General features: G+C 67.7%; 18 protein-coding genes and 2 tRNA genes. 8 read left to right on the top strand and 12 right to left on the bottom strand.

The genetic code is table 11. The annotated features are described in order from the left end of the window. Positions 1 to 266: 266 nt before the first annotated feature. Complete coding sequence (locus tag O3I_RS08860; RefSeq protein ID WP_167829118.1) at positions 267 to 1,511, bottom strand: phthiocerol/phthiodiolone dimycocerosyl transferase family protein; 1,245 nt, start codon at positions 1,509 to 1,511, stop codon at positions 267 to 269. Between the two features lie 163 nt (positions 1,512 to 1,674). Between O3I_RS08860 and O3I_RS42480 the strand changes: the two genes are divergently transcribed. Beyond that, positions 1,675 to 2,328 carry a TetR/AcrR family transcriptional regulator gene (locus tag O3I_RS42480; RefSeq protein WP_051066525.1) on the top strand — a complete coding sequence of 218 codons (654 nt, stop codon included), beginning with the start codon at positions 1,675 to 1,677 and terminating at the stop codon, positions 2,326 to 2,328. An 86-nt stretch (positions 2,329 to 2,414) separates the two neighbouring features. Here the strand turns inward: O3I_RS42480 and O3I_RS08850 are convergent, their stop codons facing one another. The 3 genes from O3I_RS08850 to O3I_RS08840 all read right to left on the bottom strand — a co-directional run bounded on the left by O3I_RS08850 (position 2,415) and on the right by O3I_RS08840 (position 3,143). Next, positions 2,415 to 2,762 (bottom strand): VOC family protein, encoded by a 348-nt coding sequence (locus O3I_RS08850; RefSeq protein ID WP_014982564.1) that lies wholly within the window; start codon positions 2,760 to 2,762, stop codon positions 2,415 to 2,417. A 182-nt stretch (positions 2,763 to 2,944) separates the two neighbouring features. After that, positions 2,945 to 3,021: transfer RNA gene (locus O3I_RS08845), tRNA-Pro, on the bottom strand. A gap of 48 nt (positions 3,022 to 3,069) precedes the next feature. Next, positions 3,070 to 3,143: transfer RNA gene (locus tag O3I_RS08840), tRNA-Gly, on the bottom strand. Between the two features lie 912 nt (positions 3,144 to 4,055). Here O3I_RS08840 and O3I_RS08830 point away from each other — a divergent pair. Next, the gene (locus O3I_RS08830; protein WP_014982562.1) at positions 4,056 to 5,006 is read left to right on the top strand and encodes a GGDEF domain-containing protein; all 951 of its coding nucleotides are present in this window, start codon (positions 4,056 to 4,058) and stop codon (positions 5,004 to 5,006) included. 15 nt (positions 5,007 to 5,021) lie between these two features. Here the strand turns inward: O3I_RS08830 and O3I_RS08825 are convergent, their stop codons facing one another. Both O3I_RS08825 and O3I_RS08820 read right to left on the bottom strand, forming a co-directional pair. Next, on the bottom strand, positions 5,022 to 5,834 hold the full coding sequence (locus tag O3I_RS08825; RefSeq protein ID WP_014982561.1) for an Fpg/Nei family DNA glycosylase: 813 nt from the start codon (positions 5,832 to 5,834) through the stop codon (positions 5,022 to 5,024). Positions 5,835 to 5,846: 12 nt separating this feature from the next. Beyond that, on the bottom strand, positions 5,847 to 6,320 hold the full coding sequence (locus tag O3I_RS08820; RefSeq protein WP_014982560.1) for a ribose-5-phosphate isomerase: 474 nt from the start codon (positions 6,318 to 6,320) through the stop codon (positions 5,847 to 5,849). Between the two features lie 142 nt (positions 6,321 to 6,462). Between O3I_RS08820 and O3I_RS08815 the strand changes: the two genes are divergently transcribed. Beyond that, positions 6,463 to 7,515 carry a M48 family metallopeptidase gene (locus O3I_RS08815; protein ID WP_014982559.1) on the top strand — a complete coding sequence of 351 codons (1,053 nt, stop codon included), beginning with the start codon at positions 6,463 to 6,465 and terminating at the stop codon, positions 7,513 to 7,515. Positions 7,516 to 7,558: 43 nt separating this feature from the next. On the opposite strand, the gene O3I_RS08810 is transcribed toward O3I_RS08815, so the two are convergent. After that, positions 7,559 to 8,206, bottom strand: coding sequence for a DsbA family protein (locus O3I_RS08810; RefSeq protein WP_014982558.1), 648 nt, complete (start codon positions 8,204 to 8,206; stop codon positions 7,559 to 7,561). A 178-nt stretch (positions 8,207 to 8,384) separates the two neighbouring features. On the opposite strand from O3I_RS08810, the gene O3I_RS08805 reads away from it, so the two are divergent. From O3I_RS08805 to O3I_RS08790, 4 genes are read left to right on the top strand one after another with little or no spacing between them, the layout of a single operon-like run. Beyond that, positions 8,385 to 9,620: an NAD(P)/FAD-dependent oxidoreductase gene (locus O3I_RS08805; protein WP_014982557.1), complete on the top strand. Its 1,236-nt coding sequence runs from the start codon at positions 8,385 to 8,387 to the stop codon at positions 9,618 to 9,620. A gap of 12 nt (positions 9,621 to 9,632) precedes the next feature. Then, positions 9,633 to 10,034 carry a YciI family protein gene (locus O3I_RS08800; RefSeq protein WP_014982556.1) on the top strand — a complete coding sequence of 134 codons (402 nt, stop codon included), beginning with the start codon at positions 9,633 to 9,635 and terminating at the stop codon, positions 10,032 to 10,034. Then, positions 10,031 to 11,275: an RNA polymerase sigma factor gene (locus O3I_RS08795; RefSeq protein WP_014982555.1), complete on the top strand. Its 1,245-nt coding sequence runs from the start codon at positions 10,031 to 10,033 to the stop codon at positions 11,273 to 11,275. The genes O3I_RS08800 and O3I_RS08795 overlap by 4 nt, the downstream gene beginning before the upstream one ends. Before the next feature lie 58 nt (positions 11,276 to 11,333). Beyond that, a complete protein-coding gene (locus O3I_RS08790) occupies positions 11,334 to 11,819 on the top strand; it encodes an NUDIX domain-containing protein (RefSeq protein ID WP_014982554.1) in 486 nt (161 codons plus the stop codon). 12 nt (positions 11,820 to 11,831) lie between these two features. Here the strand turns inward: O3I_RS08790 and O3I_RS08785 are convergent, their stop codons facing one another. Further along, a complete protein-coding gene (locus tag O3I_RS08785) occupies positions 11,832 to 12,656 on the bottom strand; it encodes a phosphoribosylaminoimidazolesuccinocarboxamide synthase (protein WP_014982553.1) in 825 nt (274 codons plus the stop codon). A gap of 112 nt (positions 12,657 to 12,768) precedes the next feature. Here O3I_RS08785 and pepN point away from each other — a divergent pair, with 112 nt between their 5' ends. After that, complete coding sequence (pepN, locus tag O3I_RS08780; protein WP_014982552.1) at positions 12,769 to 15,348, top strand: aminopeptidase N; 2,580 nt, start codon at positions 12,769 to 12,771, stop codon at positions 15,346 to 15,348. Positions 15,349 to 15,389: 41 nt separating this feature from the next. Here pepN and O3I_RS08775 read toward each other — a convergent pair whose 3' ends face one another. From O3I_RS08775 to O3I_RS08760, 4 genes are all read right to left on the bottom strand, one after another. Continuing rightward, on the bottom strand, positions 15,390 to 16,187 hold the full coding sequence (locus O3I_RS08775; protein ID WP_041562500.1) for an NAD(P)H-binding protein: 798 nt from the start codon (positions 16,185 to 16,187) through the stop codon (positions 15,390 to 15,392). Positions 16,188 to 16,396: 209 nt separating this feature from the next. Further along, complete coding sequence (locus tag O3I_RS08770; RefSeq protein WP_041562499.1) at positions 16,397 to 16,861, bottom strand: DUF5130 domain-containing protein; 465 nt, start codon at positions 16,859 to 16,861, stop codon at positions 16,397 to 16,399. Beyond that, entirely contained in the window at positions 16,848 to 17,150 is a 303-nt protein-coding gene (locus tag O3I_RS08765) for a hypothetical protein (protein ID WP_041562498.1), read from the bottom strand. The genes O3I_RS08770 and O3I_RS08765 overlap by 14 nt, the downstream gene beginning before the upstream one ends. Before the next feature lie 115 nt (positions 17,151 to 17,265). After that, positions 17,266 to 17,727 (bottom strand): hypothetical protein, encoded by a 462-nt coding sequence (locus O3I_RS08760; protein WP_014982548.1) that lies wholly within the window; start codon positions 17,725 to 17,727, stop codon positions 17,266 to 17,268. Positions 17,728 to 18,465: the final 738 nt, after the last annotated feature.

Genomic DNA, 18,465 nt, shown 5'->3' with positions numbered 1-18,465 from the left:
GTCGATGGGATGCACGTTTCGGGTTCGAACCTTTCCAGCGATAGCGGTCGGACGCCGCCTCGCTTGCCGATGGCGCGGAACAGATCTCGAAATCGTGCGCGTCGCGGCCAGCGGCCTCCCCTGCGCGCCGACTCTAGGTGTGCAAGCGGGCGTCCGCAAGACGGCAGCAACCGCTGAGCGGTTTCCTGAGATCACCCACCGCACCGAACTCATCTTTCCCCTGCAACCACGACACCGGAGCGGCTCGATAACAGACTGACGCTTGATCAGGCGGCCACCGGCACGTTGGTCAGCACCGCCCCGAGCCGTTCGGCGAAGGCATCCGCGCCGGCGAAGCCGACGAGGTCGATGGTGAGTTGGTCGCGAAAACTGGTGATGATGCAGGAGCGCGGCGGCGACGGCAGGGCGACCGCCGGTCCGGACAGCGTCGTCTCCAGGTGCACACCTGGCTCGAAGTCCTCGACGACGACTCCCGCAGGCGTTTCCAGGGCAGGGATCTTGCCCCAGTTCGTCGCCAGCACCGAACCCGGATACGCCTGGATGACGGGCACCATCACGTCGAACTGCTCCGGCGGTGCCAGCATGGATCGCTGGATCCGGCCTGCGGCGAGGTCGCGGGCGAGCTGATCGTTCACCGCGCAGGCGAGCGTCACGAGGTCTGCCGAGGCGTCCTGCCGGGGGATGAACAGCGCCGAACCGAGGACGTTGGTGCCGTCCGTGTACCCCACCGAGGGAGTGATCCGTGTACGCAGATTCACCGGGTAGGTGTAGAGCACATCGCTGAGGCCGATCCCAAGGGTGTCTGCCGTGGCGATCAGCAACGCCGCCGAGACCAGCCCGTTGATCGTGGTCTTGGCCCGGCGCCCCAGCGCGACAAGAACTTTCGTCTGCTCAACGGTCAGCCGGACACGCGGACCACGTACCGTCGGCACCGAAACCTCGGCCGGATCGGCCGTGCGTCCCGGAAATAGCGGCACGTCCGGTATCTCGTCGGGGTCGAAGGTGAAACCTCGTTCGGCCAGCAGCTGTTCCGGCGATCGCGGGTAGGGGTGGCTGGCCGGCGTGGCGTGGCGTCCCTCTTTCACCGCAGTGTAGAAGCTCCACAGATCGGAAAGCAGCTGCATCGAGTGATGGCCGTCGGCGATCGAGTGGTGGGTCAGCAGATTGACCTGTGCCCTATCGACGTCCGCCTCGACCACCTGGACAGCGGCCACCCGGCCCGCGAGAACCAGTGCGGACTCCGCACTTTCGCTGTCCCGCCATTCGACCACAGGCGGCAGACCGTGAGCTGCCTCGAAATACGGCTGCCCGGTCGTCGCATCCTGGGTGATCCGGCAGGACAGGATCGGATACTTGCGCTGCAAGAGCTCGAAGGCTTCCAACAGCGCCCACGGGTCGAGCGGCCCGCGGACCCGGGTGACGTAGCCCGTGTAGAGACCCATTCTGGCGAATCGTTCTTCGGTGGGATCGAGTTGACGAACCTGTACGCCCGTTGCGGAATGCCTATTCATGCCTTCTCCTGGCTCTTGTCGCCCGCAACGCGCGGGCAGTTCAGACCTGTGAACTGGCAAAACAATCCATCTACCCGACCCAGAATACTCGTTTGGCATAATCTGCCAAGAAGGCATTTAATGTCATCTAGGTAAGCTCTGTCACATGATTTACCATCGAGTGATGCAGAGCACCGTCGATGGCGACCCCGGGGACGGCCCGCCAGACCTGCGGGCCCGCCGCCGAGCCCAGACGCAAGCCGAAATACATTCCGCCATACTGGAACTGGCCATCGAACACGGCTACGACCGGGTGACCGTGGATGACATCGCGGCCCGCGCGGGGGTGTCGCCGCGGACGTTCTTCCGCTATTTCCCGACCAAGGACAGCGCGATCGCGCACGACCGGTGGGGTTTCGGTCGCGCGATTCGGCGGATGGCCACGACCGTGTCCGGCCGCACGTTGCGCCTGGCCGATATCGAGAGCGTCTACCTCGGCCTCATCCGGGATCTCGTCGACGATCAGCAAGCAACCGACGCTCTCGCGCGCACCCACCGCGTGACCGCCGACTCCGCACAGCTGGCCGCGGCGACCTTCGCGGCGTTCGACACGGAAAACAAGGCTGCACTCGAATTGCTGGCCGGACAGGCCGATTTCGCCACCCGCTCCCGCGTCCGCCTGCTCCTTCTCGTGGCGCAAGGAATCATGACCGCGGCACTAGCCGAATGGACCGACCGCCACGAAGCGGACAAGGCCACGCACGCCAGCGCGACCGACCTGCTCGACATCTACACCCGTCTTGCAGCCGAACTCCGGACCCCCGACGCACTCTCGTAGACGCACCGACCAGGATCGCCGGCTACGAACCCGCCCCGCCGACCAACGTCGACTCCGCGGACAAGTCGGGCACTGAGGTCATCGATTCACAGGTCCGGCGGCGCTTCGGCGAGCGAGAGGCTGTTGCCGTCAGGATCCAGCACTTCGACATGGCGCACCCCGTTGCTGTAGGTCTCGACCGGTCCGTAGGCGATGCCGTGCTCGGCAAAACGAGCCAGGAAGACATCGAGGTCCGTAACACCCAGTGTGATCATCGATCCGCCCACCCGGGCGGCCCGAACCTCGCGATCATCGATGACGATCCACGCGTTTGCACCGGCTTGCCAGAGGCATTCCTCGCCGATGACCTCATCGGCCGGACGCCCGAAGAACACCTCGTACCAGCTCCGCGCCCGGGTCCGATCACGCACACACATGACGCTGTACAGGTCCATGTCCACCACTCCTGTCGTCCGCTACGAAAGATCGGACGACCCCTGCGGCGGAAAATCATCGGACGAGCGAGGAGCGTTCGCACCTACCGCGCACATTGCACGCACCGGACAGCGACCGTGGCATCGAGCAGGGTCGCCGGACCCGGCACAGATCTCTGACCTGCGAAGACAGAGTTGAAAACTGGTCGGGGTGACAGGATTTGAACCTGCGACCCTCCGCTCCCAAAGCGGATGCGCTACCAAGCTGCGCTACACCCCGTTGTCCCTCGCGGCGAGTGATCGGCCGCCGCCGAGGCTGAATCCTGTGTGGAGCGGGTGACGGGAATCGAACCCGCACCATCAGCTTGGAAGGCTGAGGTTCTACCATTGAACTACACCCGCAGGCATACGACATCTATGGGATCGCCACGATGTCGTGTGCGTTGAGACTGTACCGAACCCGGCTTCACAAACGCCAATCAGCCCCCCGCGCAGTGCGTTCACGCGGGTGCCGGGACCGGTCGTCGTCGCAACGCCCGGCAGGAGTCTCGCACGGTACCGCCCCGGTCAGCGCGGGGCGCGCAGAACAGAACTAAATGAAATTAAAAGGGATCTCTTCCTTGAAACTCGGGCGTGTCGGACCGGAAACGGGGAGCATATGGTTCGCGTGACGACTCCTGTCGGGGGGAGCCGTGGCCCACTGGGTGGCCATTTGTCACGCTCGACCGGTCGCGGAGAGGATGCCACCCATGGGGACATCACGACTCGCCGCAAAGGCAGCGGCAGTTTCTTGTCAGCTGTCAACGACCGCCGAGTGTGCTACTGGCAGGAAAATCCGGCCCAACACCCTTACCGGGTCGAAGACTCGCGCATCCTCGGCTACTCCTCCGGCTACTTCGATGTCGAGGTCCGAAACATGGACCGGCGGCCGGCGAGCCCGGCCCCACGGCATCGAGGCATCGCGAGGGGTCGCGGGGACCCGTTCGGCGTGGCGCTACAGCGTGTCGCCAGCGCGTCCTGGCGCGACTTCACAGCGAACGAAATCCTGGTGTAACACTGGCGCGACTGCGGCGATCACATACCCGATCGCCATTCGCGAGGGATCGAGAACACGTTGTAAAACAGCGTTTTTCGATGCCGGGTGGCTTGCTAGGATCCTTTTTGCCGGACGGGGGTATCTGGAAAGGGGGCGGTGAGCGTGCACCGAGCGAGGTGGACCCAACCGCGTAGCAGTGCGAAGGATCGGGGTGAAACCGGCACCAGTGCCGGCGCCGTGCCGCAAGGCACCGACGTTACCTGCGTCGGGTGAGTTCGATGTCGATCGATATCGAGCCCCCCGTCGCCGCGATGGCCCGCGCCTGGGCCCGTGCGGTGTGCGCCGAGCCGGGTTCCGGCGCGGCGCCGCAACAGCTGGAACCGGTACTGATCGAAATCGTCGACCGGCTGCTCACCCTGGCCCGGTCCGAGCCGTTCCCCGTGCCCGAAGCGCGGATGCTCGGCGCCCGGCTCGCCGAGGCACCGTTCGACCGCATCCGGATGCTCGCGCAGGCCACCCGCTGGCTGCTCGGCTTCCCCTCCGGCGCGCCGGGTTCGCTGGTCGCCACCCGCTGGCCGTTCGTGGCGAGCCAGGCCATCGACAGCTACGCCCAAGCGCTGCAGGAACGCGCGCTGGCACAGCAGGAACAGAATCTCTCCGCCAAGGTGTCGCTGCGGGTCCAGGAGATCGCGGCGCTGCAGCATCGGCTCCGGCACGAGGCGACCCACGACGCGCTCACCGACCTGGCCAACCGCACCCTGCTCCAGGATCGGGTCCGGTTGATGTCCACCGACCCGAACCGCGGCGTCGGCCTGCTCCTGATCGACCTCGACCGTTTCAAGCAGATCAACGACGGCTACGGGCACGCGATCGGCGACGAGGTACTCGTCGAACTGGCCAACCGGCTACGCGAGGTGTGCCCGCCCGACACCGTGATCTGCCGGTACGGCGGCGACGAATTCGTACTCGCCGTGAATCCGCCGCACAACACCCTCGGCGACCTCGCTCATCGGATCGTGGCCGCGCTGCGCGACCCGGTCTGGTCGACGGCGGGCCCGGTCCCGGTCTCGGCGAGCGTCGGCACCGCGTACTGCCCGCCCGGAAGTTCCTGCGATTTCAGTGATCTGCTGCGTCGTGCGGACCGCGCGATGTACTCGGCCAAGACGGCAGGCGGACGCCGCTTCGCCCTCGCCGACGAACCGGAGATCGACACGGCCGTCGCCGGATAGGGCGGCCGTGCCCGGCTAGTCCGGCTGGCAGGTGGGGCACCAGAAGAGGTTTCGCGCTTCCATGACGGCGTGGGCTACGGGGGTACCGCAGATGCGGCAGGCGGCGCCCTGGCGACGATAGACGTAGGTGCGCGGGCGGTCCGGGGCGTAGGAGGGCTCCCCGTGATCGTCCTCGGGCCGGACCACGACCATCTTGCCGACCCGCACGCCCACCTTCATCAACGCGACCAGATCGGCCCACATCGCGTCCCACTCGCCGGCGGACAGCGCGGTGCCCGGCCGGAACGGCGAAACGTGGTGCCGGAACAGCAGTTCCGCCCGGTAGACGTTGCCGACGCCGGCGACCACCTTCTGATCCATCAGCAGCGCGCCGATCGGCCGCTGCGACCGGTGCATGCGGGCCCACGCGCGCTCGGGGTCGGCACCACGACGCAGCGGGTCGGGACCGAGCCGCTCGGTCAGCGCCGAAACCTCCGGCGGCAGCAGCACTTCGCACGCGGTGGGACCGCGCAGGTCGGTGCCGAACCCGGGCTGCCCGTCGGGCGCGCCGAGCATGCGCATGCGCACCTGCCCGACGGGCTCCCCCATGGGCAGCTCGAAATCGTAGAACTTGCCGTAGAGGCCGAGGTGCACGTGCACGACCAGACCCGAATCGTAGTGGTGCAGCAGGTGTTTGCCCCACGCCTCGGCCTTGGTCAGCAGGTGCCCGTCCACCTGGGCGGCGCCGGCGGCGAATTTGCCCTGCGGGCTCGACACGCGCACCACACCGCCCGCGAGCCGCCGCTGATGCAGCTTCGCGAGACGGTGCAGCGTATGTCCTTCAGGCACAGCCGGTCTGCGTCAGTACGCGGGGACCGCCGGTGCGTCGCCGGACTTCTCGTACTCGGCCAGGATGTCGATGCGCCGCTGGTGGCGCTCCTCTTCCGACCACGGGGTGGTGACGAACGCGTCCACGATGGCGAGCGCCTCTTCGGTGGAGTGCATGCGGCCGCCGATGCCGGCCAGCTGAGCGTTGTTGTGCTGACGAGCCAGCTTGGCGGTCTCCACGCTCCAGGTCAGCGCACAACGGGCGCCGGGCACCTTGTTCGCGGCGATCTGCTCGCCGTTACCGCTGCCGCCGAAAACCAGTCCCAGGCTGCCGGGGTCGGCGACGGTGCGGCGGGCCGCCTCGATGCAGAAGGCCGGGTAGTCGTCCAGCGCGTCGTACTCGAGTGCGCCGCAGTCGACCACCTCGTGGCCCGCCTTTTCCAGATGATCCTTGACAAGATTCTTGAGTTCGAAACCGGCATGGTCGGCACCGAGGTATACGCGCATGGCAGGCATTCTGTCAGGCGGCTCGATTAACACCGGGGGCGGCTGCCGCGAATCGAGAGATACGCCGCGAGCGACCGGCAGACCGCGGTCTGCGCGCCGTCGCGGCACCGCCTGTTCCCAGCAACTGAATAGAGTTCATTTCATGCAGCCGCACGAACCCCAGCCCCCACAGACGGGCCAGCAGGCCGACCCGTATGCCTCGGCCGGGTGGGCGCAGGCCCCGAGCACGCCCTACGGCTCCCCGCCGAACCCCGCTCCCTACGGCCCGTATCCCGGCGCGCCGGTACCGCCGCCGCTGCCGCCCCAGCAGCAACCGCGCGGGCTCTCGCCCTACGGCATGCCCGCCCGGCACAGCTGGGAGATCCCGATGCTCGTCGTGATCGTCACGCTGACGGTGATCGCGTACGCGATCGCGGTGCTGCTGCTGGTGACCGGCAGCGTCGACCAGTACGTGCTGCTGCTGGTTTTCGCGCCGGTGCTGTTGTGGGTGGGTCGCGGCATCACCTACTCGACCCAGCGGGTCAACGGGGTGCGGATGTCGCCGACGCAGTTCCCCGAGGGCTACCGGATGGTGGCCGAGGCCGCCGCCCGGTTCGGCATGGCCAAGGCGCCCGACGCCTACGTGGTGCTCGGCAACGGTCAGATCAACGCGTTCGCCAGCGGGCACGGATTCCGCCGTTACGTCGCGGTGTACAGCGACCTGTTCGAGATCGGCGGCGCGGCACGCGAACCCGACGCGCTCGCGTTCATCATCGGGCACGAGGTCGGGCACATCGCGGCGGGCCACACCTCGTATTGGCGTCAGCTCGGCATGTTCCTCGTCCCGTTCCTGCCGTTCCTGGGCAACTCGCTGATCCGTGCGCAGGAGTACACCGCCGACAACCACGGCTACTGTCATCGGCACACCGGCGCGCCCACCGCGATGGCCACGCTGGCCGCGGGCAAGTACTTGAACACGCTGGTCGGCTTCGACGAGATGGCCGACCGGGCGGCACTGGAGAAGGGCTTCTTCGTCTGGGTGGTCAACGCCATGTCCTCGCACCCGGTGCTGACCTGGCGGATGTGGGCACTGCGCGACCGCAGCAGGCACGGCAAGCTCTGGTTGCGGCCGAGCCCGCCGGTCGCCGCCGCGCCCCCGGCCTATCCGAGTTCGTACGGCCAGGCTCCGGCGTTCCCACCGAAACCGGTGCAATAGCGAACGAGTGCCGCGCAACGTTCCGCGGCACTCGCCGAGCTACTCAGTCGAACTCGGGGTCCTCGTTGCGCGTGCGCTTGAGCTCGAAGAAGTGCGGGTAGTCGGCCAGCGTCACCGAGGCGTCCCACAGCTTGCCCGCCTGTTCGCCGCGCGGGATCCGGGACAGCACCGGGCCGAAGAACGCGGTGCCGTTGATATGGATCGTCGGCGTGCCGACATCCGGGCCGACCTTGTCCATGCCCGCGTGATGACTCGCGCGCAGTGCCTCGTCGTAGTCGGTGCTGTCGGCGGCCTGCGCCAGTTCGGCGGGCAGGCCCACCTCGGCCAGCGCGTCGGCGATCACCGCGGCCAGCGACTCCGTGCGCGAGTCCCGCTCGTATTCGGCGCGCCGGTTGTGGATCCGGGTGCCCATCGCGGTGTAGAGCGGCAGCAGCACCTTGTCGCCGTGCTCCTGCGCCGCGGCGATGGCGACGCGCACCGGCCCCCAGCCGGTGGCGAGCAGTTCTTTGTACTGCTCGGGCAGGCCCTCTTTGTTCTCGTTCAGCACCGCCAGGCTCATCACGTGGAACCGGGCCTCGATGTCGCGTACCTGCTCGACCTCGAGAATCCAGCGGGAGGTGATCCAGCACCAGGGGCACAGTGGATCGAACCAGAAATCGGCAACATCCTTCGCGGAGCCTTTGTCACTCACGGCGGGTCCTCTCGAATCGCAGGCTTGTCGGGGCGGTATCCCCCCAACCGCTACCTCCAGCAACCACGGCGGGCGCCGATTCGTTCCCGCCCGCCGCGGCGTTTTCCGCCGATGCCGTCCTCGGCCCGGTTAGGGTTGATCGCCAGGAGTCCAGTTCCCTCTCGACAAGGAGTCCGCCATGAGCTCGGGGCAGCGGTTTGTCATCGTCGGCGGCGGGCTCGCCGCGGCCAAGCTGGCAGAAGCATTGCGCGCCAACGACTTTCCAGGGTCGGTGACCATGATCGGCGCGGAGGAGCACCTGCCCTACGAGCGCCCACCGCTGTCCAAGGAGCATCTGCTCGGCAAGAAGGCGCTCGCCGAATTCACCGTCGATCCGGCGCAGTGGTATCGCGACCACAACGTCGATCTGCGGCTCGGCACCACGGTCACCGGGCTGGACCCGGCCGCGAAGACCGTCGAACTGCCGGACGGTTCCACCGTTGCCTACGACAAGCTGGCCCTCGCCACCGGATCGACGCCGCGCACCCTGTCCATCCCCGGCGCCGACGCCCCCAACGTGTACACCCTGCGCACCATCAACGACTCCGACACGCTGATCGAACTCTTCGGTAGCGCCGCGCAACGGATCGTGATCATCGGGGCGGGCTGGATCGGCCTCGAGGTGGCGGCCGCGGCTCGCGCCGCCGGGGTCGAGGTGACCATCGTCGAGAGCGCCGAACAGCCACTGCTCGGCGCGCTCGGCCCCGAGATGGGCGAGGTGTTCGCCGAACTACATCGGTCGCACGGAGTCGACCTGCGGCTCGGCGCGCAGATCAGCGAGATCACCACCAGGGAAGGCATCGCGACCGATCTGGCCACGGGCGTGAAACTCGACGACGGCAGCACCATCGAGGCCGAAGCGGTGCTGGTCGCCGTGGGCGCCAGGCCGAACGTCGAACTGGCGGAGGCCGCCGGGCTCTCGGTGGACGGCGGCGTGCTCGTCGACGCACATCTGGTCACCAGCGACGCGGACATCGTCGCGGTGGGTGATATCGCCGCGCAGCAGCATCCCGTGCTGGACCGCCGGATTCGGGTGGAGCACTGGGCGAACGCGCTCAACCAGCCCGCCGTCGCGGCCGCGACCATGCTCGGCAAGCAGGCGACCTACGACCGGCTGCCCTACTTCTTCACCGACCAGTACGACCTGGGCATGGAGTACACCGGTTACGCCGCGCCCGGCGACTACGCGCGCGTGGTGACCCGCGGCGATGTCGCGGGCCGCGAGTTCGTCGCGTTCTGGCTGGACGGGGACAACCGGGTGCTCGCGGGCATGAACGTGAACGTGTGGGACGTGACGGACCGAATCAAGGAACTCATCCTCGACGGCGCCCCGGTCGACCCCGACGCGCTCGCCGACACCTCGAAACCACTGTGATGCGGACACCCGATGAAATACATGCTGCTGAAGACCTACACCACCCCCGCCTACTGCGACACACCGATCAACGAGTGGTCCCCCGAAGAGATCCAGGCGCACATAGACTTTCAGCGCGCCCTCGGCGAGCAACTGGCCAAGTCGGGTGAGCTGGTAGACGCGCAGGGGCTCGCCGGTCCGTCCGAAGCCCGCATCGTCAGCTCCGACGGCCGGTCCGCGCCGATGGTGACCGACGGACCGTTCCCGGAGACGAAAGAGTTCTTGGCCGGGTACTGGATCGTGGATGTGGAAAGCCCGGAGCGGGCCTACGAGATCGCCGCGCAAGTCTCGGCGGCCCCGGGTCCGGGTGGTGAACCGATCGGCGAATATATCGAGGTGCGACCGGTCATGCACGCTCCGGCCACCGCGCAGTGACCAACCGGCGAGCGGTGCCCGACGACACACCGCTCCCGGCGAGGGCCGAGGACCTGTTGCGCGAGTTGGCGCCACAGGTCCTCGGTGCGCTGGTCCGCCGCTTCGGCGATTTCGACACCGCGGAGGACGCGCTGCAGGAGGCCATGCTCGCCGCCGCGACCCAGTGGCCGGTCGAGGGCGTGCCGGACAACCCACGCGGCTGGCTGATCCAGGTGGCACAGCGCCGGATGGCCGACGCGGTGCGCGCTGAGGTGGCCCGGCGACGCAGGGAGACAACGGCATTCGAGCGGGCGGTGACCGACGCCATGCCGGTCGATCAGGACGACACGCTGGCCATGTTCTTCCTCTGCTGCCATCCGGCCCTGTCCACGGCCAGTGCGGTGGCGCTGACGCTGCGCGCGGTGGGCGGGTTGAGCACGGGCGAGATCGCGCAGGCCTTCCTACTGCCGGAAACGACCATGGCACAACGGATCACGCGCGCCAAGAAGAAGCTGGCGACCTTGGACCGGCCGTTCGCCGGGTCGGAGACCGCGGAATGGCGCGAACGGCTCGGCGCGGTGCTGCACGTGCTGTACCTGATCTTCAACGAGGGCAATACCAGCACCTCGGGGCCGGACTTGCACCGAACGGACCTGTCCGGCGAGGCGATTCGGCTCGCCCGCGCCATGCACCGGCTGGTGCCGGCGGACACCGAGGTCACCGGCCTGCTCGCGCTGATGCTGCTGACCGACGCCCGGCGCGCGGCCCGCACCGGCGCGCACGGCGAGCTGATCCCGCTGGCCGAGCAGAACCGGGCGCTGTGGGATCGCGCGCAGATCGTCGCGGGTGTCACGCTGACGACGGGCACGCTCGCCGCGGGACTCGACGGGCCGTACCAGATCCAAGCGGCCATCGCGGCGTTGCACGCGCAGGCGCGGTCCACCGAGGACACCGACTGGCCCAGGATCCTCGCCCTCTACGACCTGTTGGACAAGCTCTCGGACAATCCGGTGGTGACCTTGAACCGAGCGGTCGCGCTGGCGATGGTGCACGGGCCGGCGGCCGGTCTGGAACTCGTCGCCACCCTCGACGACCAACTCGCCGACAGCCATCGGCTCGACGCCGTCCGCGGCCATCTGCACGAGATGGCCGGCGATCCCACCGCCGCGATCACCGCCTACACGGCGGCCGCGCAACGCACGCACAGCGTCCCGGAGCACCGCTATCTGACGCTGCGCGCCGCCCGGCTGCGGCACGCGTGAGCCGACCTGCGCCGCCGCCGAGTGTGGTTCGACCGGCGGGTAGGGGCAGACTGCGAGGGTGACGGATAAGACCAGTGCCGGTGTGCTGCTGTTCCGGCGGACAAACGGCGAGACGATCGAGGTGTTGCTCGGGCACATGGGTGGCCCGTTCTTCGCGCGGAAGGACGACGGCGCGTGGTCCATCCCGAAGGGTGAGTACGAGCCGGAGCTGGAGGACGCCAGGGCGGCCGCGAGCCGCGAATTCCACGAGGAACTCGGGCTTTTCGTGCCACCGGGCGACTGGATCCCGCTCGGCGACGTCCGCTACGGCAGCGGCCGGGGCAAGAAGACCCTGACCGTGTGGGCCGTCGAGTCCGACCTCGATCTCACCGACATGGTGCCGGGCACCTTCGAGATGGAATGGCCGCCCCGCTCCGGCAAACAGGCCACCTTCCCGGAGATCGACCGCGCCGACTGGTTCGACCTCGCCACCGCGCAGCAGAAACTCGGCACCGGCCAGCGACCGTACCTGGAACGCCTGCGCGAGCATCTCGCGCAGGCGTGACCCGAGACAGGCCTAGGGCCAGGGGTTGCCGGTGATGAGTTCGTAAGCCTCGCGGTACTTCTGGCGGGTGGCCTCGACGATGTCGGCGGGAATCTCCGGACCCGGGTATTCCTTGTTCCACCCGGTCGAAGTGGACCAGTCCCGAACGAACTGCTTGTCGAAGGAACGTTGCGGACGGCCGGGTTCCCACTCGGCCGCGGGCCAGAAGCGGGACGAGTCGGAGGTGAGCACCTCGTCACCGAGAGTGAGTGTGCTGTCGTCCCAGCCGAACTCGACCTTGGTGTCGGCGACGATCACACCGCGCTCGGCGGCGTGCGCGGCACCGCGCATGTAAACGTGCAGGGTCAGTTCGCGGAGCCGCTCGGCGACCTCGCGACCCTCCTGGTTCACCACGTCGTCGAAGGTGATCGGCTCGTCGTGCCCCTCGGACGCCTTGGTGGTCGGGGTGAAGATCGGCTCGGGCAGCTTGTCGCCCTCGCGCAGCCCCGGCGGCAGCACCACACCGGACACGGCACCGGTCTGCTCGTACTCCTTCAAACCGGAACCGACCAGGTAGCCGCGGGCGATGCACTCGACCTGCACCATCTTCAACGGCTTGACCCGGATCCCGCGGCCGGCGAACTCGGCGGGCACATCGGTGGCGGAGATCACGTGGTTGGGCACGTCGGAGAAGTAGTCGAACCACCAGTTGGACAGCTGGGTCAGCATCGCGCCCTTGTCCGGGATCGGGGTCGGCAGCACCACGTCGTAGACCGAGACCCGGTCGGACGCGACGAGCAGCAGGGTGTCGCCGTCCTCGTAGAGGTCGCGCACCTTGCCGGCGTGCACATGCTTCACTCCGCAGCTCCATTCCTGGATAGGGTTCTGGGAAAAAGTCCCGCGCGGGCAACCTTACCCAGGTGGCATCGTGGGGAGCGCCCGAGTAGTTCTTCGAACCCGAAGGAGCCTTATGTCCGCACCGAACCTGACTCGCGACCAGGCCATCGAACGCGCCTCGACCGTGTCGGTCGAGAACTATCGCCTCGACCTGGACCTGACCGACGGTGCCGGCAAACCGGGCGAACAAACCTTCTTTTCCCGCAGCACGGTCACCTTCACCGCGACGCCGGGCGCGAGCACCTTCATCGACCTGGTCGCCCGCGGCGTGCGCTCGGCGGTGCTCAACGGCACCGCGCTCGATGTCTCCGGCTACGACGAGTCCACCGGGATCACCCTGCCCGATCTCGCCGCGAACAACGAGCTGGTGGTGGAGGCCGACTGCGAGTACTCGCACACCGGCGAGGGCCTGCACCGCTTCGTCGACCCGACCGACGACGCCGTCTACCTGTACTCGCAGTTCGAAACCGCCGACGCCAAGCGGATGTTCGCGTGCTTCGACCAGCCGGACCTCAAGGCGACGTTCGACGTGCACGTCACCGCCGCGCCGGACTGGAAGGTCATCTCCAACGGCGCCGTCGTGGAAACCCTTGCAGCAGAACCGGGTAAGCACATCTTCCGCACCACCCCGCGGATGAGCACCTACCTCGTCGCGCTGATCGCGGGCCCGTACGCCCAGTGGACCGACGTCTACACCGACGATCACGGCAGCATCCCGCTCGGCATCTACTGCCGCGCCTCGCTCGCCGAGCACATGGACGCCGAGCGACTGTTCACCGAAACGAAGCAGGGATTCGGCTTCTACCACAACAACTTCGGCGTACCGTACGCGTTCGGCAAGTACGACCAGCTGTTCGTGCCGGAGTTCAACGCGGGCGCGATGGAGAACGCGGGCGCGGTGACCTTCCTGGAGGACTACGTCTTCCGGTCCAAGGTGACCCGCGCGTCCTACGAGCGCCGGGCCGAGACCGTGCTGCACGAGATGGCGCACATGTGGTTCGGCGACCTGGTCACCATGAAGTGGTGGGACGACCTGTGGCTGAACGAGTCGTTCGCGACCTTCGCGTCGGTGCTGTGCCAGGCCGAGGCGACCGAATACACCAGCGCCTGGACCACTTTCGCGAACGTGGAGAAGTCCTGGGCGTACCGGCAGGACCAGCTGCCCTCCACCCACCCGATCGCCGCCGACATCCCCGACCTGCACGCGGTCGAGGTGAACTTCGACGGAATCACCTATGCCAAGGGCGCTTCGGTGCTCAAGCAGCTCGTCGCCTACGTCGGGCTGGAGCCCTTCCTGGCCGGTCTGCGCGCCTACTTCGCCGAGCACGCCTACGGCAACGCCACCTTCGACGACCTGCTCACCGCGCTCGAAAAGTCTTCCGGCCGTGACCTTTCCACCTGGGGCGCGCAGTGGCTCAAGACCACCGGCCTGAACACCCTGCGTCCCGACTTCGAGGTCGACGCCGAGGGCAAGTTCACCTCGTTCGCGGTGGTCCAGGACGGTGCCACGCCGGGCGCGGGTGAACGCAGGGTGCACCGGCTCGCCGTCGGCGTGTACGACGATCAGGACGGAAAGCTAGTGCGCACCAAGCGCGTCGAGCTCGACCTGGACGCCGCCGAGCGCACCGACGTCCCCGAGCTGGTCGGCGTGCCGAGCGGACAGCTGGTCCTGGTCAACGACGACGATCTGACCTACTGCTCGGTGCGCCTCGACGCGGGTTCGCTGGACGTGCTGATCAACCGGATCGCCGATATCGCCGAACCGCTCCCCCGCACCCTGGCCTGGTCGGCCGCCTGGGAGATGACCAGGCAGGCCGAACTGCGGGCGCGCGACTACCTCGCGCTGGTCCAGCGCGGCGTCGGTGCGGAGACCGAAATCGGTGTGGTGCAACGGCTTCTGATGCAAGCCAACCTCGCGCTCAGCAGCTACGCCGACCCGGCGTGGGCGGCGAGCACCGGCTGGACCGAGTACGCGGACCGGCTGCTGGAGCTCGCGCGCGAAGCCGCAGCGGGCTCGGATCACCAGCTGGCCTTCGTGAACGCGCTCACCGGCGCGAAGCTGTCGGCTTGGCACACCGAGGTGCTGCGCGAACTGATCGACGGCGATCCCGCCAAGGTCGGGCTGCCCGGTCTCGTGGTCGATACGGACCTGCGCTGGCGCATCGTCATCGCGCTCGCCATCGCGGGCGAGATCGACGCCGACGGCCTGGCCACCCCGTTCATCGACCAGGAACTGGCCAACGATCCGACCGCGGCGGGCAAGCGTCAGGCGGCGACGGCGGCGACCGCCCGGCCGATCGCGGAGGTCAAGGCGCAGGCGTGGCGCACGGTGTTCGAGGACGATTCCGTCTCCAACATCACCACGCGCGCGATCGTCGCGGGCTTCGCCCCGGTGGGTCAGGCCGAGTTGCTCGCGCCGTACGTCGAGCGCTACTTCGCCGAGGTCGCGCAGGTGTGGGAGCGTCGCTCCAGCGAGGTCGCGCAGACCGTGGTGGTCGGCCTGTACCCGTCCTGGGACGTCAGCGCCGACGCGGTCGCGGCCGCCGACAAGTTCCTCGCCGGTGACCACCCGCCCGCCCTGCGCCGTTTGGTCACCGAGGGCAAGGCGGGCGTCGAGCGCGCCCTGCGTGCCCGCGCCTTCGACGCGCAGTAGCAGTCACGGCCCCCGCCCCGCCGGGGCGGGGGCTTCGTCGTTCAGCTGAATGCGGCGGTGTTGGCCGCGGCCCAGCTCGCGAAGGTGGTGGCGGGGCTGCCGGTGAGATCCGCGACGGCAGTGGTCGGTTCGGGCTGCCAGCCCAGCATCGAGCCGGTCGCGTCCACGTACCACTCGGCCCCGTCCCCCATGCTGCGGGCGAAAATCTCGATCGCCTCCTCGCGGGGCACCTTTCGCACCGAGAGGGCCCGCCCGAGTGCCGTGCCGATCTGCTGGATGCGCTCCGCGCGGGTGAGCGCTTCCGGCCCGGTCAACTCGTAGGTCCGGCCCGCATGGCCGTCGGAGAGCAGGACCGCCGCGGCGACGCGCGCGATATCGTCCATCGTGATCGGCGTGCTCGCGACTTCGGGAAACGGATCGAGGATCTCGTCGGACGCGCGGATCTGATCTGTCCAGATGGTGGAGTTCTCGATGAAGTCACCGGTGAACAGGTGCGTCCAGTCCAGACCCGAATTCTCGACAGCCGTGGCGATCGGCGTCCAATGCGCTTCGCCGGACAGGTCGACGATCTGCCCGACGCCCGCCTCCTTCGCCAGTGCTACCACCTCATCGATGGTGTCCAGCAACGGTGCGAGGTACATCCGGTCCACCCCCTCGAAGGCGGCGGGCAGGGTGGACACCCGTCCGAGATAGCCCTCCGCGACCTCGACACCCGGAGGTAGCGCCGCCCGCGCCGGGTTGTTGGTGAGCGCTCGCACGTTCTGCGCTCCGGCCGCGACGAGATGGTCGACGACCTTGCGGCCGATGTTTCCGGTGGCTCCCGTGACAAGAATCTGCATATCCCTAAGGTGCGCGAACTGGGCCGCGACCAACAAGCCCAAGTTCTGGTGCTTGCCGAAAAAAATCGGACCGCGTCTGCGCACCGTGGTGCGGGCAAACAAAACCGGCGCGCACACCCTGCTCGGATGTGCGCGCCGGAAGAACACGCTCGTGGTTTCGCCGTGCCGCGCCGACGGTAAAGCTCAGGCGCGGTGGCGGTTTCCGATCGTCAGCGGCCGATGGCGGCGGCCATCACGCGCACCGCCGAGACCAGGCCGTCGATCAGCTGCCCCTGCCGGAACGAGCTGAGCGCGGCGGTGACGCCGAGCTGGCAGACGCGGTCGTTCGCGCGGTCGGCGATCTCGCGGCCGGAGCGCACCTCGATCGCCTTGTCGTTGGGCGAGACGGCGATGAGCACCGAAGCCGGCGCCTCGGGGGTCGAGGGGAAGATCGCGTCCGCGCCGGCTGCCGGATCGGTGCCGAGATCGCCGATGTAGATGTTGAACCGCACCTTCGTCGCGCGGGTCGCCTCGGTGAGCACGTTGTCGATGGCCAGCCGCTCGTCATCGCTGAACGGGGCTTCCTTGAACACGTCGCCGGCCTCGTGCACACCGGACACGCGTCCGCTGCTGGTGACGACGTACCCGTGCGGCAGGTCGGCCTCGACCACCGCGGGCCAATTAGAACTTGCCACTTGCCCGGCCTCCGATCAGCTCCGCCTTGGGGGCGTCGATGGCCGCGTGGTGACCATGCGGCTCCGCATGCCCGCCGTGCGACTCCTCTGCCCTTTCGTGATGAACCGCCGAGGTCACCTCGTCGGTCGCACTCCACAGCACCGGCGCCGAGGTCCACTGCTGACCGAGGTCGTAGTGGGCCGGCTTCTCACCAGCGAGTGGCTTACCGAGATACGACAATCCGGCGATCGCGCCATAAATCACCAGCGGGATGCCGCCGAAGATCAGCACTGTCTCGAGAATGCTCACAGTCCAACGGTAGACGATGCTGTGTAGTAGTTCGCCTTCTGGTCGTCCCGACCCCGTCGTGTCGAGCGACGACGCGCCGCGGGCGGGCGGTTTGCCCGCCCGCCCGAACGCGCGCTCAGCTGCGCGGACCACGGAAACGGATGCGGAACGAGATCTCCTCGGGTCCGCAGTACCGCCATACCGCGCGGGCGATCGGCCACGCGGTGCGCGCCGCGAACAGTGCCGCGCTACCCGCCATCGTCGTGCCCAGTCCGTCGTCCGGCCAGCCGTGTGCAGCCAGCTGGGTGCAGGTCGCGGCCGTGAACACGCTGCCCGCGACCAACCGGAGGTCGACCTTGGCTCGTCGTGCCAGCGCACGGAAGGTCGTGGGCTGCTCGACGACCATCGGTGCGGGGAGTTGCGCGAACGGCGGCGCGTGCCCGCAGGTGTGCTGGTCCTCGCTGCGGGCCGGTTGCGGCTCGCCTTGCGGCAGCGGCACTACCGTGGGGTTCACCTGATCCGGGACGGGGTTCACCTGATCCGGGACCGCACCGGCGCGCTCGGCGTCGTCCGCGGGATGTCGGTGTGAATTCAGCATCTCTGTGTTGTTCTCCTCGTGTGGCATCCGTGTTCCGGGACCGCGTCAGCCCGCCGAGCAACGGACTCGTGAATCTTCAGGGAATGTGACCAGTACACAAACAAGTGCACGTTCGAATTACCGGCGAACCCGATCCGCAAGTTTGTCGGGGTTCGCCCGCCTCGCCGGAACCGGAAGGCGATCACGAGCATAACTAAAAACGGCCGGGTTTCAACGTTTGTTTTGAACCGTTCCTACTGGACCGTTCCCAACGAGCGGAGAAGTGTTCCAGCGTTGATCGGATCCGAATTGGACGTGACATCGAGTCCGACTATTCCAATGGGGCGCGGCTCCTTAATTGGACTTCCCATCGATTCCAATTAATTAGCGCTGACATCCGAAGCGCGAGAGGCGGTCGCCTTCAATACCACTTGGACAAGTCCAAAATCGGTATTTACCAGTGATTTTGGAAACTTGGACCAGGCTGGACACATCCAGGACAGCACTGCCGCACACATGTCAGGGTTGTTCCGGTCACAGGTCCGTGGTTCACTGGACGGCGAGTTGAGCGCGGCGATCTCCTCGCGCGCCGACTCCCCCGGACTCAAACAGGGAATGTGACCGAGAATCGGGGTGAAACCGGTGGGCTTCCGTCCGCAAGCGGAGGTCCACCCTCAGCATTCCGGGCTCGGTGTTGTTTATGCCGGATCGTCCGGTTCCATTGTTGGAAGTTGGGTGGGAGTGTTGTCGGCGGAGAAT

The organism is Nocardia brasiliensis ATCC 700358 (assembly GCF_000250675.2).
In the GTDB taxonomy this organism is placed as follows: Bacteria; Actinomycetota; Actinomycetes; order Mycobacteriales; family Mycobacteriaceae; genus Nocardia; species Nocardia brasiliensis_B.
This window is presented reverse-complemented; position numbering and strand designations above follow the sequence as displayed.